General features: G+C 63.0%; 13 protein-coding genes and 3 tRNA genes. 7 read left to right on the forward strand and 9 right to left on the reverse strand.

The features are described from left to right. Positions 1-153: 153 nt before the first annotated feature. Complete coding sequence (locus BM275_RS16850; protein ID WP_014819072.1) at positions 154-1,512, reverse strand: tryptophan--tRNA ligase; 1,359 nt, start codon at positions 1,510-1,512, stop codon at positions 154-156. A gap of 49 nt (positions 1,513-1,561) precedes the next feature. Continuing rightward, positions 1,562-2,188: an alpha/beta hydrolase gene (locus BM275_RS16855; RefSeq protein WP_090522455.1), complete on the reverse strand. Its 627-nt coding sequence runs from the start codon at positions 2,186-2,188 to the stop codon at positions 1,562-1,564. Between the two features lie 138 nt (positions 2,189-2,326). Between BM275_RS16855 and BM275_RS16860 the strand changes: the two genes are divergently transcribed. Then, complete coding sequence (locus BM275_RS16860; RefSeq protein WP_003298586.1) at positions 2,327-2,758, forward strand: Z-ring associated ZapG family protein; 432 nt, start codon at positions 2,327-2,329, stop codon at positions 2,756-2,758. 52 nt (positions 2,759-2,810) lie between these two features. Here the strand turns inward: BM275_RS16860 and nadC are convergent, their stop codons facing one another. Next, positions 2,811-3,659, reverse strand: coding sequence for a carboxylating nicotinate-nucleotide diphosphorylase (gene nadC, locus BM275_RS16865; RefSeq protein WP_023447167.1), 849 nt, complete (start codon positions 3,657-3,659; stop codon positions 2,811-2,813). A 425-nt stretch (positions 3,660-4,084) separates the two neighbouring features. On the opposite strand from nadC, the gene BM275_RS16870 reads away from it, so the two are divergent. The 3 genes from BM275_RS16870 (at position 4,085) to BM275_RS16880 (ending at position 7,984) form a co-directional block, all read left to right on the forward strand. After that, positions 4,085-6,340, forward strand: coding sequence for a DUF1631 domain-containing protein (locus BM275_RS16870; protein ID WP_023447168.1), 2,256 nt, complete (start codon positions 4,085-4,087; stop codon positions 6,338-6,340). A gap of 121 nt (positions 6,341-6,461) precedes the next feature. After that, complete coding sequence (locus BM275_RS16875; RefSeq protein ID WP_003298581.1) at positions 6,462-6,635, forward strand: DUF3094 family protein; 174 nt, start codon at positions 6,462-6,464, stop codon at positions 6,633-6,635. Between the two features lie 53 nt (positions 6,636-6,688). Further along, on the forward strand, positions 6,689-7,984 hold the full coding sequence (locus BM275_RS16880; RefSeq protein WP_023447169.1) for an NAD(P)/FAD-dependent oxidoreductase: 1,296 nt from the start codon (positions 6,689-6,691) through the stop codon (positions 7,982-7,984). Between the two features lie 118 nt (positions 7,985-8,102). Here BM275_RS16880 and BM275_RS16885 read toward each other — a convergent pair. The 6 genes from BM275_RS16885 to rluD all read right to left on the reverse strand — a co-directional run bounded on the left by BM275_RS16885 (position 8,103) and on the right by rluD (position 12,983). Further along, positions 8,103-8,178, reverse strand: a tRNA-Lys gene (locus BM275_RS16885). A 5-nt stretch (positions 8,179-8,183) separates the two neighbouring features. Next, positions 8,184-8,260, reverse strand: a tRNA-Pro gene (locus tag BM275_RS16890). Positions 8,261-8,269: 9 nt separating this feature from the next. Next, positions 8,270-8,345, reverse strand: a tRNA-Asn gene (locus tag BM275_RS16895). 195 nt (positions 8,346-8,540) lie between these two features. Then, complete coding sequence (clpB, locus tag BM275_RS16900) at positions 8,541-11,105, reverse strand: ATP-dependent chaperone ClpB (RefSeq protein WP_014819067.1); 2,565 nt, start codon at positions 11,103-11,105, stop codon at positions 8,541-8,543. Positions 11,106-11,277: 172 nt separating this feature from the next. Continuing rightward, positions 11,278-12,012: a peptidoglycan editing factor PgeF gene (gene pgeF / locus BM275_RS16905; RefSeq protein WP_090522457.1), complete on the reverse strand. Its 735-nt coding sequence runs from the start codon at positions 12,010-12,012 to the stop codon at positions 11,278-11,280. Next, positions 12,009-12,983: a 23S rRNA pseudouridine(1911/1915/1917) synthase RluD gene (rluD, locus tag BM275_RS16910; protein ID WP_014819065.1), complete on the reverse strand. Its 975-nt coding sequence runs from the start codon at positions 12,981-12,983 to the stop codon at positions 12,009-12,011. The genes pgeF and rluD overlap by 4 nt, the downstream gene beginning before the upstream one ends. Before the next feature lie 205 nt (positions 12,984-13,188). Here rluD and BM275_RS16915 point away from each other — a divergent pair, with 205 nt between their 5' ends. From BM275_RS16915 to BM275_RS16925, 3 genes are all read left to right on the forward strand, one after another. Continuing rightward, the gene (locus tag BM275_RS16915) at positions 13,189-14,178 is read left to right on the forward strand and encodes an outer membrane protein assembly factor BamD (RefSeq protein ID WP_014819064.1); all 990 of its coding nucleotides are present in this window, start codon (positions 13,189-13,191) and stop codon (positions 14,176-14,178) included. Between the two features lie 116 nt (positions 14,179-14,294). Continuing rightward, positions 14,295-14,528, forward strand: a complete 234-nt coding sequence (locus tag BM275_RS16920; protein ID WP_014819063.1) for a PP0621 family protein — start codon at positions 14,295-14,297, stop codon at positions 14,526-14,528. Beyond that, on the forward strand, positions 14,518-16,110 hold the full coding sequence (locus BM275_RS16925; RefSeq protein ID WP_041015969.1) for a sensor histidine kinase: 1,593 nt from the start codon (positions 14,518-14,520) through the stop codon (positions 16,108-16,110). Before BM275_RS16920 ends, BM275_RS16925 begins: the two co-directional genes overlap by 11 nt. Positions 16,111-16,137: the final 27 nt, after the last annotated feature.

Consider the following 16,137-nt stretch of genomic DNA (forward strand, 5'->3'; position numbering starts at 1 on the left):
TGAAACGGGGCCGACACTTTAGCCGCGCCCTCGGTGGTTGGCAATTTACTCAGGTCGTTCAAGCGTCAGCCCTCCTGGGACACCCATTCTTGGAGATTGCCGCGAAGCCGCGGAACGCAGTCGCGGGGTACGTTCCGCCCTGGCGGCAGCACGTCAGTCGACGAGCGTGGCCAGCGCCTCGCGTACCCGCAGCATGGCGGCATCGAGCGCTTCGGCGCTCTCATAATGTGGGCTGTCGGCGACGCATTCGTCGTCCAGCCACAGGGTGAATTGATCGCCTTCGTCCTCGCGAAGTTCCAGCGCGTCCGGCCCGCCGGCAATCAACCGCTGGGTCAGGCTGCCGATCGCCTTCGGGTTGCTCAACGGACGGGACAGCAGCAGCTCCTCGCCGTCGGGCGCAAAGAAACGAAAGCGGAACGCGCCGTCGGCCTCGCGGAAGCTGGCGAAGCGCGCCACCTTGCTGGACTTCTTCTTGGCTGGCGCTGCACTTTTAACTTCGCTACGGAAGTTGCGCAGGCCCACCGCTTCGCGCAGCTCACCAAGGAACGGCGTGGCGATTCGGCGCGCCTTGGCCGCGCCCGCCTGGAGAATGTCCTCCAGCTCGGCGGGCTTGGTGATCAGCTGGTGATACAGCTCGCGCGCCTCGCCCAGCTCGTTGTCGAGCAGCTCGAACAGGCGCTGCTTGGCATCGCCCCAGGCCAGCCCGTCGAGCAGCTCCTGGCGGAACGCATCCTGCTGCTGCGCGGTGGCGAACGCCTGGTAGAGGGTGAACAGGTGCGAGCTGTCGGGGTCCTTCGGCTCGCCCGGCAGGCGCGAGTCGGTGACGATGCGTGCGATCGCGCCCTTGAGCTCCTTGGCGCTGCCGAACAGCGGAATGGTGTTGTCGTAGCTCTTCGACATCTTGCGTCCGTCAAGGCCGGGCAGCGTGGCGACGCCTTCCTCGATCACCGCTTCCGGCAGGGTGAAGAACTCACGACCGTGACCGAACAGATGATTGAAGCGCTGAGCAATGTCGCGGGCCATTTCCACATGCTGGATCTGGTCGCGGCCAACCGGCACCTTGTGCGCGTTGAACATCAGGATGTCCGCCGCCATCAGCACCGGGTAGCTGTAGAGTCCCATGGTCACGCCGGCATCCGGGTCCTCGCCGTTCTCGACGTTCTTGTCCACCGAGGCCTTGTAGGCGTGGGCACGATTGAGCAACCCCTTGGCGGTGACGCAGGTGAGCAGCCAGGTCAGCTCGGGGATTTCCGGAACGTCGGACTGACGATAGAAGGTCACGCGTTCGGCATCGAGGCCGCATGCCAACCAGGTCGCGGCAATCTCCAGGCGCGAGCGCTGGATACGCAGCGGGTCATCGCACTTGATCAGCGCGTGGTAGTCGGCCAGGAAATAGAAGGAGTCGGCGGCCGCGTCGCGGCTGGCCAGGATGGCCGGGCGGATCGCGCCGGCGTAGTTGCCCAGGTGCGGCGTGCCGGTGGTGGTGATACCGGTCAGGATGCGGGTAGTCATGCAGTCATTCTCGATCGTTGAGCGCGGCGGAGAGGAGCAGGTTCGGGCATCAAAGCCGCGGGGCTACCAGTTCCTTCAGTTCCACCAGCTTGCCATGAAAAAAGTGGCCGCATTCTGCCACTTTCAGCAGCTCATGGGGGTGCTGCAGCTGCGCGGAAAAGGTGTACACGGACTCGGCATCGATGACCTCGTCCTGCTCCGGCTGGATGATCGTCAGCTGGCAATCGTCAGCCAACGACAGCTCGACGAGGCGCGACACTGCCGGCGCCACCATCATCAGCCGCTGTACCGCCACGCCCTCCGCGTTCAAACGGTGGGCCAGCTTGCCGGCGACGAACCCGCCGAAGGAGAACCCCAGCAGCGTCAGCGGCAGCTCCGGATTCTGCTCGCGCAGCCAACGCAGCGCAGCCTCGGCGTCATCCACCTCGCCCTCGACCATGTCATGCGCGCCGGCGCTGCCGCCGACACCGCGATAATTGAAGCGCAGCGTGCTGTAGCCGGCGTCGCGAGCGGTGCGCTGCAGGGTCGAGACCACCTTGTTCAGCATGGTGCCGCCCTTGACCGGGTTCGGGTGGCAGATCAGCGCGAGCCCCGCCGGCTGCGATTGATCGAAGTACAGCGCTTCAAGGGTGCCGCAGGGGCCGTCGAGATTGAGGGGGGTTTCGCGTTTCAACAAAGCAGGAACTCCGTGACCTTGGGACGAGTCGACTCGTCTTGCTAACTAGCTGCCAATAACCGCCGCCTCGCGTCGCGGTATACAGAGCAGGTACGAGACGTTAACGTAAGCACAGCCGTTTATATAGAGGAAGGACTCGTGGAACAGACCCTCGCGACCTGGTTGCTCCCGATCGTCGGCCTGATCGCCGGCATCGCCATCGGTTATCTGGTGGCACGCAGCAGCGCACCAAACCGCACACAGCGTCAGGTCGATGACCTGCAAGAGCGTTTCGACACTTATCAGAGTGAGGTGGTTACCCACTTCAACACCACCGCCAGCCTGCTGCGCAAACTGACCAACAACTATCAGGACATTCAGGATCACCTGTCCGACGGCGCCAGCCGCCTCGCACTCGACGAACAGACCCGTCAACGCCTGATGGCCGCACTGCACAGCGAAGAGAACCACGGCACTCGTGAGCGTCTCTCGTCGCCGGCCTTCACCGAGCCGCCGAAGGACTATGCGCCCAAGGGCGACGACACCCCCGGCACCCTGCACGAGAATTTCGGCCTGAAAAGCCGTCACTGACCGATCCGCCTGGCGCAGCCGCTGCGCCAGGCACCGCAACCTCTCCCCGCCCTTACTGCCGCAAGCGCATCGACAGATCCACCGCCCGCACATGCTTGGTCAGCGCGCCGATGGAGATGTAGTCCACCCCCGTTTCCGCCACGCTGCGCAGCGTTTCATCGCTGATGCCGCCCGACGCTTCGAGCTTGGCCCGCCCCCCATTGATGGCCACCGCGGTGCGCATGTCATCCAGACTGAGCTCGTCCAGCATGACGATATCGGCACCTGCTAGTAGCGCCTGCTCAAGCTCGCCCAGACTCTCCACCTCGATCTCCACCGGCTTGCCCGGCGCGATGCGATGTGCAGCAGCAACCGCCTCGGCGATGCCACCGCAAGCGGCGATGTGGTTTTCCTTGATCAGGAAGGCGTCGTACAAACCGATGCGGTGGTTGTGGCAGCCACCGCAGGTAACGGCATACTTCTGCGCCAGGCGCAGCCCGGGTATGGTCTTGCGCGTATCGAGCAAACGCACGCCGGTCCCGTCGACCATGTCCGCGTAGTGACGACAGCGAGTCGCCACACCCGACAGCAGTTGCAGAAAATTCAGCGCACTGCGCTCGCCGGTGAGCAGCGCCCGCGCCGGCCCCTCGAGATGGAACAGCACCCGGTCAGCCCCGACACGGTCACCATCGGCAACCTGCCAGTGAACCGCAACGCGTGGGTCGACTTGGCGGAATACGGCGTCTACCCATGCCGTTCCACTGATCACTGCCTCCTCGCGAGTGATGACCGACGCATGCGCCAGCCGCTCGGCTGGAATCAACTGCGCCGTGATGTCACCACTGCCGACGTCCTCGGCGAGCGCGCGACGAACGTTGGCATCGATTTCTGCAGATAGATCGGCAAGTGTAAGATTCGGCATGGCTGACTCCTGAAGATTGCGCGGAGTATAAAGGCTGATTGCTCGCTAACGCAGCGCCAACCTGCGCATCCCGGACGGGTATTCGAGAGGCTTTTTTTACCTCCCGGCGGAAAACCTGCGAGTATCTGTGAGCCAAGTCATGTCCAATGAAAAACCGGCCTTGGCATCGCAATCCGATGCTTATAATGCCCTTCAAGAATATTGACGCCACCGAAATGGCGACACCTTACTGACGAGGTGTCGTTGTAAAATCAGACCGCTCGGCTATGCTGCGCTGGATCCGGTTCGACAGAAGAAACCCGCACTAGATTGCGGGCTCGCCCGGAACCTTCCGCCTTGCCCTGCCGATTTGGTTACCCTTACAAGACGCTGTTTGAAGCTGGCGTTGTGACCGCCGTTAAGCAGGCGACCGCAGGAGAGTCTCGATGCGAACCGATGCGAAAGTGGTGCACCTGAACAAGGCAGCCCCTGAGCACAAGCCTTCTTCACCAGCAGGCCGCCTGCCTGTGGCGCTCATCAGCGTGCGCGACAAGGCCGCCCAACAGCTGCGTCAGGCCTTGCAGTCGCTGTTCGACAACGCCGATGACTCGCTCTTCGAAATCGCCGATCGTGCGAGCAGCAACGTCGAACAGAACGCGTTTTTCGAAGCCATGCGTGATTTGCGCATGAAGCGCCGCAACATCGAACGCGGCTTTCTGCAACAGCTGTTCGAAGCATTCGCCAAACTCAATCAGTATGAGATCGGCAAGCCGCCGGTGCTGGACAATGTGTCGTTCGACAGTCTTTCACTTGTGCAGAACGATGAGCTGGAAGAGTCGGTAGCCGTCGACACCATGGTCGCGAAAGTCATGAGTCGTGCGGCTCAACCGCTGGGGCACCTGACCACTCGTTTCAATGCGCTGATCAGCAAGAAGCTCGATGACAAGAGCAACCCGCTCGGCCCGCACGCACTCTGCGACTACTTCATCGAGGCCAGCAGCAGCCTTGGGGTAGAGATCAAGGTCAAGCTGATCATCTTCAAGCTCTTCGAAAAATACGTGCTCGGGGATATCGACCAACTCTATGCCGAAGCTAACCAGACCCTGGTCGCTGCCGGCATCCTGCCAGAGCTGCACTCCGCCCCGCCCCGCCGCCAGCAGCGCCCCGGCGCGCCAGCCGGAAGCCATGCACCATCAGCACCACTTGGCCAGGCTGCACATGTCGACGAGGGACTGCAGGAAGCCGCATTCAGCGCACTGCACAGCCTGCTTTCAGAGCTCCGTGGTAGCAGCATGCTGCCGGCGCGCAACATCCCCAGCGATGCGATCCCGATCTCCAGTGGCGACCTCCTCCGCCTGCTGTCGCACATGCAGGCGCGCGCGCCGCAGACCGTCGACGAGTTCGATCTTCAGGAGCAGCTGGCCGGCCTGCTGAGCCGAGTCAGTGCCAAGACCGGCAAGTCCCGCGTGGTTGGCGAGATAGACGACGATGTGATCAACCTCGTCTCCATGCTGTTCGAATTCATACTCGATGACCGCACCCTGCCCGACTCGCTAAAGGCCCTGATCGGTCGCCTGCAGATCCCGCTTCTCAAGGTCGCGGTATTGGACAAGACCTTCTTCAGCCGCGGCAGCCATCCGGCACGCCGCCTGCTTAACGAGATTGCCTCGGCAGCGATGGGCTGGGGCGATCAGGATGAAGCGCAGCGGGACAGTCTCTACCAGAAGATCGAGCAGATCGTGGCTCGACTGCTCAACGACTTCACTGACGATCCGGCCATTTTCTCCGAGCTGCTGGCCGACTTCCTTGCCTTCATCGGCGATGAGCGCCGCCGTAGCGAGCTGCTCGAGCAACGCACCCGCGATGCCGAGGAAGGCCGCGCCAAGGCCGAGATCGCCCGACAGGAAGTTGAGCGCGCCCTGAACCAGCGCTTGCTCGGCAAGACGCTTCCGGAAGTCGTGGTGCGGCTGCTACAGGAAGCCTGGAGCAAGGTTCTGCTGCTTACCTGTCTGAAACACGGCACCCAGTCCGAAGAGTGGCAGGCCGCCCTGGACACGATGGACGATCTGGTGTGGAGCGTTACCCCTCACGAAGACGAAGAATCGCGCGCACGCCTGCTGGAGCTGGTCCCGAGCCTGCTTAAAGCGCTGCGCGACGGACTGGTCAGTGCCGCCTTCGACCCTTTTTCCACCGGCGACTTCTTTACCCAGCTCGAAGCGCTCCATGTCCAGACCCTGCAGCGCTTCCAGCAACCGCAGAGCGCTCCCAGCGAGGCGCCAGCGGACGACAGCACTTCAGCGGAGTCAGCGGCAACTCCGATAGCAACCACACCGGCAATGGTCGAAGTGGTCGACGAGATCGTCCTGCTTGCACCTGGCGAGAGCCGCGAGCAGGAACCGGAAATCAGCCTGCCGGATAACGATGTCGCGCTGGTCCAGGTCGACAATCTGCGCGTCGGCAGCTGGGTGGAGTTCCAGGAAGACGAAGAACACAAGCTGCGCTGCAAGCTGGCAGCGGTGATCAAGCCCACCGGCAAGTACATCTTCGTTAATCGCACCGGCATGAAAGTCCTGGAAAAGACCCGCATGGGCCTGGCGACCGAATTCCAGCGCGGCGCCATTCGGCTACTCAACGACACCCTGCTGTTCGACCGCGCGCTGGAGTCGGTCATCGGCAACCTGCGCAAGCTGAAGAACACCTGACAACCCCCAAGGGCATGCCGCCCGGCATGCCCGCCAGCCCTCCGCGCGGCAAAGCGCCGCACTTCGCGCTTGGCTTTTGACCCTGCACAGCTAGAATGCCTGCATTCCATTCGAGGTGCCCATGCCAAGCCGCCTGAAGCCCGAAGATCAGCAGCGCGTCGATGAATACCTCCGCGCCCCGCAACACCAGGTCGAGCGCCAGCCGTTTCGCCCCTGGCTTCTTCTGCTTGTGGTACTGGTCGTGGTGATCGGGCTCGGGTTATTGAGCCGCCTCTTGAGCCGCCTTGTGCTTTGAGCTCCGCTCGCCAGGCCGCCCCGCCGTTTCCCTTGCAGCTATGAGTCACTCCCATGTCACATCGAGTCGTAATCGTCGGCGGTGGCGCCGGCGGTCTGGAGCTTGCTACCCGCCTGGGTAGAACCCTGGGCAAGCGTGGCAAAGCCCGCATCACCCTGGTCGACGCCAACCTCACACACATCTGGAAGCCGCTGCTGCACGAAGTCGCCGCCGGCTCCTTGAACTCGTCCGCTGACGAACTCAACTACGTCGCTCAGGCCAAATGGAATCACTTCGAGTTCCAGATGGGCCGCATGGCAGGCCTGGATCGCGCGAGCAAATGCATTCGACTGGAAGCGACGCGCGACGAGTTTGGCGTGGAACTGGTCCCGTCACGCGCACTGAACTACGACACGCTGGTGATTGCCGTCGGCAGCACGACCAACGACTTCGGCACCTCGGGGGCTTCCGAGCACTGCATCTTCCTTGATACGCGCGAGCAGGCCGAGCGCTTCCACCGGCAACTGCTGAGCCATTACATGAAGGCGCATGCAGGCGAGGGTGCCTCGAGCAACATCAGCATGGCCATCGTCGGAGCCGGCGCTACCGGCGTGGAGCTGGCTGCAGAACTGCTGCACGCCGCCAAGGAGCTGGCGGCCTACGGCCTTGATGGCATCAAGCCGGAGGATGTAAACATCACCCTCATCGAGGCCGGCCCGAAAGTCTTGCCGGCACTGCCTGAGCGCATCAGCCAGCCGGTGCACCAGACACTGCTGGACCTGGGTGTCACGGTGCTCACAGGCGCCGCCGTCAGCGAAGTCACCGCCGAAGGCCTGCACACCAAGCAGGGCGAGTTCGTCCAGGCCAGCCTCAAGGTGTGGGCCGCCGGGATCAAGGCACCCGCCTTCCTTCACGAACTGGATGGCCTGGAAACCAACCGCATTAACCAGCTGGTTGTCCACCCGACACTGCAGAGCACGCGCGACGAGAACATCTTTGCGTTCGGCGATTGTGCCGCCTGCCCACAGCCGGACAGCGACCGCAATGTCCCCCCCCGCGCACAGGCAGCCCACCAGCAGGCCTCGATGCTGGCCCGCTCGATCCACAACCGACTGGAAGGCAAGCCGCTGCCGACCTATCGCTACAAGGACTACGGCTCATTGATTTCGCTATCAAGCTTCTCGGCAGTAGGCAATCTGATGGGTAACCTGACCGGCAACGTGATGCTCGAAGGCTGGCTGGCACGGATGTTCTATATCTCGCTCTACCGCATGCACCAGATCGCGCTGTATGGCATCGCTCGCACGCTGCTGATGATGCTTGGCGACAAGCTCAGCCGCACGACGGAGCCGCGCCTGAAGCTCCATTGACGCAGAAAAGGCGCACCCCCGGGTGCGCCTTGAATGTGCCGAGAAGAAATCGCAGGCAATAAAAAAGCTGGATGTCCGCGAGAACATCCAGCTTTTTATGCTTCCTGAGAAGCCCGTATGGTGGGTCGTGTAGGATTCGAACCTACGACCAATTGGTTAAAAGCCAACTGCTCTACCAACTGAGCTAACGACCCAAAAATGGTCGGGGTAGGGGGATTCGAACTCCCGACATCCTGCTCCCAAAGCAGGCGCGCTACCGGACTGCGCTATACCCCGATTGGAATTTGGCTCCGCGACCAGGACTCGAACCTGGGACCCAATGATTAACAGTCATTTGCTCTACCGACTGAGCTATCGCGGAACAACTTCAATTCCAGCTCTTCAGCGTTACGTTACCGCCTCAGAGGCGCGCCATTTTACGGTTCCCGGCTCGCCTGTCAACCCCAAAAATGCGATTACTGACAACACTTTGCGTTCACCCGGCGGCACCCGCGAAAACGCTGCTCCAACGCGGCTACCTGGGAGGTGTGCTGCACCCCGCAGGTAGCCACCCCGCTCAATCGAAGACGATCTGCTCGCCCTCTACCCGCGCCTTGACGCTGCTGCCCGGCGCGAACTGACCGGAGAGAATCTGCTGCGCCAGCGGATTCTCGATCCAGCGCTGGATCGCCCGTTTGAGCGGCCGCGCTCCGTAGACCGGGTCGTAACCGATGGCGATCAGCTTGTCCATCGCCTCTTGACTGAGTTCCAGGCTCAATTCGCGCTCGGCCAGGCGCTTGCGCAGGCGCCCGAGCTGGATGTCGGCGATACCGGCGATCTGCTCGCGACCGAGCGGATCGAACACCACCACCTCGTCGATACGGTTGATGAACTCCGGTCGGAAGTGATGCGCCACCGCATCCATCACCGCAGCCCGCTGCGCATCGGGATCACCAACCAGCTCCTGGATCTGCGCAGAGCCCAGGTTGGAGGTCATCACGATCACCGTGTTCTTGAAGTCCACCGTCCGCCCATGGCTGTCGGTCAGGCGGCCGTCTTCGAGCACCTGCAGCAGCACATTGAAGACGTCTGGATGGGCCTTCTCTACCTCGTCCATCAACACCACCGAATACGGTTTGCGACGCACCGCTTCGGTCAGGTAACCGCCTTCTTCGTAACCGACGTAGCCCGGCGGCGCACCGATCAGGCGCGCAACGGAGTGCTTCTCCATGAACTCGGACATGTCGATGCGGATCATCGCCTCCTCGGTATCGAAGAGGAACTCGGCCAGCGCCTTGCAAAGCTCGGTCTTGCCCACCCCGGTCGGGCCGAGAAAGAGGAACGAGCCGCTCGGACGATTCGGGTCGGCCAGACCGGCGCGCGAGCGGCGCACGGCATTGGATACGGCCACCACGGCTTCGTGCTGACCGATGACGCGAGTGTGCAGCATGTCTTCCATGCGCAGCAGCTTGTCGCGCTCGCCTTCGAGCATCTTGGAGACCGGAATACCGGTCCACTTGGAAACCACCTCGGCGATCTCCTCGTCGGTCACCTTGTTACGCAGCAGCTGGTTTTCTTTCTTGCCATGCTGATCGACCATCTCCAGGCTGCGCTCGAGGTCCGGAATGATGCCGTACTGCAGTTCGGCCATGCGCGCCAGATCACCCTTGCGCCGCGCTGCTTCGAGCTCGGCCTTGGCTTGTTCGATCTTCTGCTGGATCTGCGCCGAACCCTGCACCTCGGCTTTCTCCGACTTCCAGATTTCTTCCAGATCGGCGTATTCGCGCTCCAGCTTGGCGATGTCGTCTTCCAGCTTGGCCAGGCGCTTCTTGGTGGCCTCGTCGTCTTCCTTCTTCAGCGCCTCACGCTCGATCTTCAGCTGGATCAAGCGGCGATCCAGGCGATCGAGCTCTTCGGGCTTGGAGTCGATCTCCATGCGGATACGGCTGGCGGCCTCGTCGATCAGGTCGATGGCCTTGTCCGGCAGCTGGCGATCGGTGATATAGCGGTGGCTGAGCTTGGCCGCGGCGATGATGGCGCCATCGGTGATGGTCACGCCATGGTGCACTTCGTAGCGCTCCTTGAGGCCACGAAGAATGGCGATGGTGTCTTCCTCGCTTGGTTCGTCGACCAGCACCTTCTGGAAGCGACGCTCCAGGGCGGCATCCTTCTCGATGTACTGGCGGTATTCATCGAGAGTAGTGGCACCTACGCAGTGCAGCTCGCCGCGCGCCAGGGCAGGCTTGAGCATGTTGCCGGCATCCATGGCGCCTTCCGCCTTGCCCGCGCCGACCATCGTATGCAGCTCGTCGATGAACAGGATGACGCGACCCTCCTGCTTGGACAGCTCGTTGAGCACCGCCTTGAGGCGCTCCTCGAACTCGCCGCGGAACTTGGCCCCGGCAATCAGCGAGCCCATGTCCAGGGCCAGCAAGCGCTTGTCCTTGAGGCCGTCCGGGACCTCACCGTTGACGATGCGCTGGGCCAACCCCTCGACGATGGCGGTCTTGCCCACGCCCGGCTCACCGATCAGTACCGGGTTGTTCTTGGTCCGCCGCTGCAGCACCTGAATGGTGCGGCGGATCTCGTCGTCACGACCGATCACCGGGTCGAGCTTGCCGTCCTCGGCGCGCTTGGTCATGTCCACGGTGTATTTGTCGAGCGCCTGCCGCGATTCTTCGGCGTTGGGATCATTGACCGCATCGCCGCCGCGCAGATTGCTGATGGCGTTCTCCAGCGCTTTCTTGCTTACACCCTGAGCCAGCAGCAGCTTGCCCAGACGGGTGTTGCTGTCCAGCGCTGCCAGCAGCACCAGCTCACTGGAAATGTATTGGTCGCCCTTCTGCTGGGCGAGGCGGTCAGCCTGATTGAGCAGGCGCGCCAGGTCCTGCGAGAGATTCATGTCGCCAGTGGGGTTCTGTAGCTTCGGCAGCTGGTCGAGCTCTTTGGTCAGCGCCTGACGCAGCGCTGCGATGTCGAAGCCGACCTGCATCAGCAACGGCTTGATCGAGCCGCCCTGCTGCTCAAGCAGCGCCTGCATCAGGTGTAACGGCTCGATGGAGGGGTGATCCAGGCCGACGGCTATGGACTGGGCATCGGAGAGCGCAAGCTGCAGCTTGCTGGTCAAACGATCGATACGCATGGATGTTCATCCTCATGTGAAGCAGGCCGGCGCCGTGACTCGCGCCATATACGAAACCTGCGAGATGCAGCATAGATGAGGATGATTGTTGGAGATTCAAGGCGGATGACATTGATACAGGTCATGCCAGGACCGCAGAGTCATGGCTGACTTCACCGCTAGCGCGCCAATATCACTCGAGCCAGATCAGACTGGCGAAGCGGCCTGTGTGCGCGGCACGCCGATAGGAGTAGAAGCGCGGATCGCTGAAGGTGCACAACCCGCCACCGTAAACCGCGTCTACGCCCGCGGCAGCCAGACGGATACGCGCTAGCTGGTAGATATCCGCCATGAAGCGTCCCGGGTTGCGACTTGCAACGAACGCCGCGGCAGCCGACGAATGCTGCGCGAGGAATGCATCGCGCACTTCGGGCCCAACCTCGAATGCCGCCGCCCCGATCGCCGGCCCCAACCACACCAGCAGTTCATCGGCAGGTACCGCCAGCGCTTCGAGCGTCGCCTCGAGCACACCACCAGCCAGCCCGCGCCAGCCAGCGTGAGCCGCGGCGACTCGGGTCGCAGCATGATCACAGAAAAGTACCGGCAGGCAGTCCGCAGTCAGTACCGCACATCCCAGACCCGGCGTCTCGCTCCAGCTAGCATCGGCGGTCACGCGATTTCCTGGAGCGGCCTGGACAGCGACACTCGAATGCACTTGCTCCAGCCAGACTGGTTGGCAACCGAGCACGTCCTGAAGATGCTGGCGATTCCAGGCCACCGCGGCAGGCTCATCACCGACGTGATCACCCAGATTGAAGCTGTCGAACGGAGCGCGACTGACGCCGCCCTGCCGCGCGGTCACACAGGCGCGAACGCCGGGCGGAGCAGGCCATTCCGGCACGAGCCAGTCACCGCCCCACGCACTCACCCGACGAAGGCCTCTCGGTCCTGTTGCAGCAGCGTCAGCAGCCAGACGAAGTCATCCGGCAACGGCGACTCCCATTTCATCCTCTGCCCGGTAACAGGATGATCGAGTTCGAGGAAGCGCGCGTGCAGCGCCTGGCGAGGGAACTCGCGAAGCGTTTGCACCAGCGTCGGATTCGCCGCCGGCGGAATGCGGAAACGCCCGCTATACAGCGGGTCACCGACCAGTGGATAGCCAAGATGGGTCATGTGCACCCGAATCTGGTGGGTACGCCCGGTTTCCAGCTTGACCCGCACATGGGTGTGCGAGCGAAAGCGCTCCAGCACGCGGTAATGGCTGACCGCCGGCTTGCCGCCCTCCACCACCGCCATGCGCTGACGCTGCTGGCCATGCCGACCGATCGGCGCGTCGACCGTACCACCAGTAATGATCACGCCGATGACGATCGCCTCGTAGATGCGGCTGACGCTACGCGCCTGCAACTGCTCGACCAGCCGGGTTTGCGCCTGCAGCGTCTTGGCCACGACCATCAGACCGGTGGTGTCCTTGTCCAGGCGATGAACGATGCCGGCACGCGGGACGTTGATCAGGTCCGGCACGTGATGCAGCAATGCATTGAGCAGCGTGCCGTCGGCATGGCCGGCCGCAGGGTGCACAACCAGGCCAGCAGGCTTGTCGATCACCAGGATCTGATCGTCCTCGTAGACGATCTCAAGCGGAATGTCTTGCGCGACCCACTCGCCCTGCGCCTGCTGTTCGGCACTCAGCTCGAGCACGGCGCCAGCATGCACGGTGTCGCGAGGGCGCAGCACGGCGCCATCCACGGTGAGCAGGCCATCCTTGATCCAGGCCGCGAGACGCGAGCGCGAGTGTTCGGAAAAGAGCTGCGCCGCAACCTGATCGAGACGTTGCCCGCCAAGGTCAAACGGCACTTCGGCGCGGAGTTGGATGGCCTGTTTGGAAGTCGTGGACATACGGCGAGATAGGTTCGTCTGAGAGAGGCAGGCGACATCCGTTGGTAACGGACGGGCCCGGGGACCGCAGATGGCGGAGCGGCCTTTGGTTTCGGCTACACGCTTGTGTTTAAATACGGCGTCTTTGTCCCGGCGCACCGGGGCGCTCATCATAACAGGACGGCTCCGCGCGAGACAGCCAGCCGTCACAGGGACGCAAGCCGCCATGCAAGTGAAACACCTGCTGCTGATCGCCATTCTCGCCCTCACCGCCGCCTGTTCATCCAACGAAACCGTCGACGAGAATCTGGGTGAAGTCGAGCTGTACCAGCAAGCACAGGCCGACCTGGACAACAAGAGCTATACCAGCGCCATCAGCAAACTCAAGGCCCTGGAGTCGCGCTATCCATTCGGGCGCTTCGCCGAGCAGGCGCAACTCGAACTGATCTACGCCTATTACCGCAACGTCGAGCCGGAAGCCGCGCGCTCGGCGGCGGAGCGTTTCATCCGCCTGCATCCGCAGCATCCGAACGTCGATTACGCTTACTACCTCAAGGGCCTGGCCTCCTTCGATCAGGACCGCGGCCTGCTGGCCCGCTTCCTGCCGCTGGACATGACCAAGCGCGACCCAGGTGCCGCCCGCGACTCGTTCAACGAATTCGCCCAGCTCACCAGCCGCTACCCTAACAGTCGCTACTCGCCTGACGCCAAGGCGCGCATGGTCTACCTGCGCAACCTGCTGGCGGCCAACGAGATACACGTCGCCCACTACTACCTCAAGCGCCAGGCCTACGTCGCAGCAGCCAACCGCGGCCGTTACGTTGTGGAGAACTTCCAGGGCACGCCGGCCGTGGCCGACGGGCTTGCCGTGATGACCGAGGCCTACCAGCGCCTGGGCCTCGACGATCTCGCCGAAACCAGCCTGCAGACTCTGCAGCTCAACTACCCGGATCACGCAACGCTCGAAGACGGCAAATTCACCCCTGTCGAGACGGAAGACGACAACCGCAGCTGGCTGAGCAAGGCCACCCTCGGCCTTATCGAAGGCGAGGCTCCCCGCCCGGACACCTCGCGGGCCAATCGCGATGTGCTCCGTCAGTATGAAACGGCCGCTCAGGACCTTCCCGAAGAGCTTCGCCCGGTACTCAAGGAAGCAGAGCAGCAAGGCGAAAAGCGCTCCTGGTGGAGCCGCCTGACCTTCGGCCTGTTCGACTGACCGCTGACCGACTTCCGCAGCGCCGTCCTTGCATTCGGCGCGCGCGGCGAAACGGGCCGGCAGTGACCGGGCTCAATTGATCGCAGGCCACCACGCTTAATCAGGGAGGAATCGATATGGGTCTGTTTCGCCTGCTGTTCTGGATTGCACTGATTGGCGCCGCGTTCTGGCTGTGGCGCCGTTTCGCGCAGAAGAAAGCCGCCCCCAAGCCTCGCCAGACCACCCTGCCAATGGTGCGTTGCGCTCAGTGCGGCGTGCACGTCCCGCAGGACCAGGCGCTGCAGTCGCAGGATCGCTGGTACTGCAGCCGCGCTCACCTGGAGCAGGACAGCACTCCTGGTGGGCACTGAAAACCTCACCTTCTTTGGCGATCAGGGACGGCGGATTCTCCGCCTGTACCACCTCTATCGGCTGACTATCGGCCTGGCGCTGGTTCTGCTGATCAGCGCCGACCTGCACAACGACCTGCTGGAGATGAGCAACCCGCAGCTCTTTCAGTACGGCGCCTGGATCTACCTGATCCTCAACATCATCGTCGCCGTGCTGGTGCAGAACCCGGAGCGCGATCTGCCCGTGCTCGGGCTGGCGCTGATGGACGTCATCCTGCTGTCCGGGCTGTTCTACTTCGGCGGTGGCACCCCGAGCGGTATCGGCAACCTGCTGATAGTCGCCGTTGCCATCGCCAACATACTGCTGCGCGGCAGGGTCGGTTTCTTCATCGCCGCGGTTGCTGCGACGGGCCTGATCTACCTGACCTTCTACCTCAGCATTCAACGCCCCGAAGCCAGCAGCCAGTACGTTCAGGCCAGCGCACTCGGCACGCTCTGCTTTGCTGCCGCCTTCCTGGTTCAGGGGCTGGCTCGCCGCCTGCAGGTCAGCGAGACGCTGGCGCGCCAGCGTGCGGAAGAGGTGGCGAACCTGGAGGCGCTCAACGCGCTGATCCTCCAGCGCATGCGTACCGGCATCATGGTGCTGGACCCGCAGGAGCGCGTTCTGCTCGCCAATCAGGGGGCTCTGCAATTGCTCGGCCAGGACTCGCTGGCAGGCGAACGCCTCGCACCACGCTGCCCAGAACTGCTCAAGGCACTGCAACAGTGGCGAGGCAATCCGACCCTGCGCCCACCGAACCTCAGGGCAACGCCTGGCGGCCCAACGCTGCAGCCGAGCTTCGCCGCGCTGCAGCACGGGAACAAGCTCGACACACTGGTGTTTCTCGAAGACATCTCGCAGATCGCACAGAAGGCACAACAGCTCAAGCTCGCCTCCCTCGGACGCCTCACAGCCAGCATTGCCCATGAAATCCGCAATCCACTGGGCGCCATCAGCCATGCCGCGCAGCTGCTTCAGGAATCCGAAGAGCTGGACGGACCTGACCGCCGTCTGGCACAGATCATTCAGGATCATTCACGGCGGATGAACCTGGTGATCGAGAACGTCCTCCAGCTTTCCCGGCGGCGCCAGGCCGAACCCCAGCTGCTGGACCTGAAGTACTGGCTGCATCGTTTCGCCAGCGAGTTCCGCCAGGGGCTCGGCCCGCAGCAGACCCTGCACCTGGATACCGTGGGCAGCTCGCTGCAGACCCGCATGGACCCCAATCAGCTGACCCAGGTGCTGACCAACCTGGTCCAGAACGGGCTGCGCTACAGCGGCCAGCAGAATCCGCGGGCGCAGGTCTGGCTCCGCCTGTTCCGTGACGAAGCCAGCGACCTGCCTATCGTCGAAGTGCTCGATGACGGCCCTGGTATCGCGGCCGAGCAACTTCAGAACATCTTCGAACCGTTCTTCACCACCGAAAGCAAAGGCACCGGGCTGGGGCTATATATCTCCCGCGAGCTGTGCGAAAGCAACCAGGCACGCTTGGACTACCGCGAGCGACCCGAGGGCGGCAGCTGCTTCCGCATCGTCTTCGCCCACCCGCGCAAGCTGAGCTGAGCCTCGCTGCCGGCAACACATCACACA

The organism is Stutzerimonas kunmingensis (genome assembly GCF_900114065.1).
Taxonomy (GTDB): Bacteria; Pseudomonadota; Gammaproteobacteria; order Pseudomonadales; family Pseudomonadaceae; genus Stutzerimonas; species Stutzerimonas kunmingensis.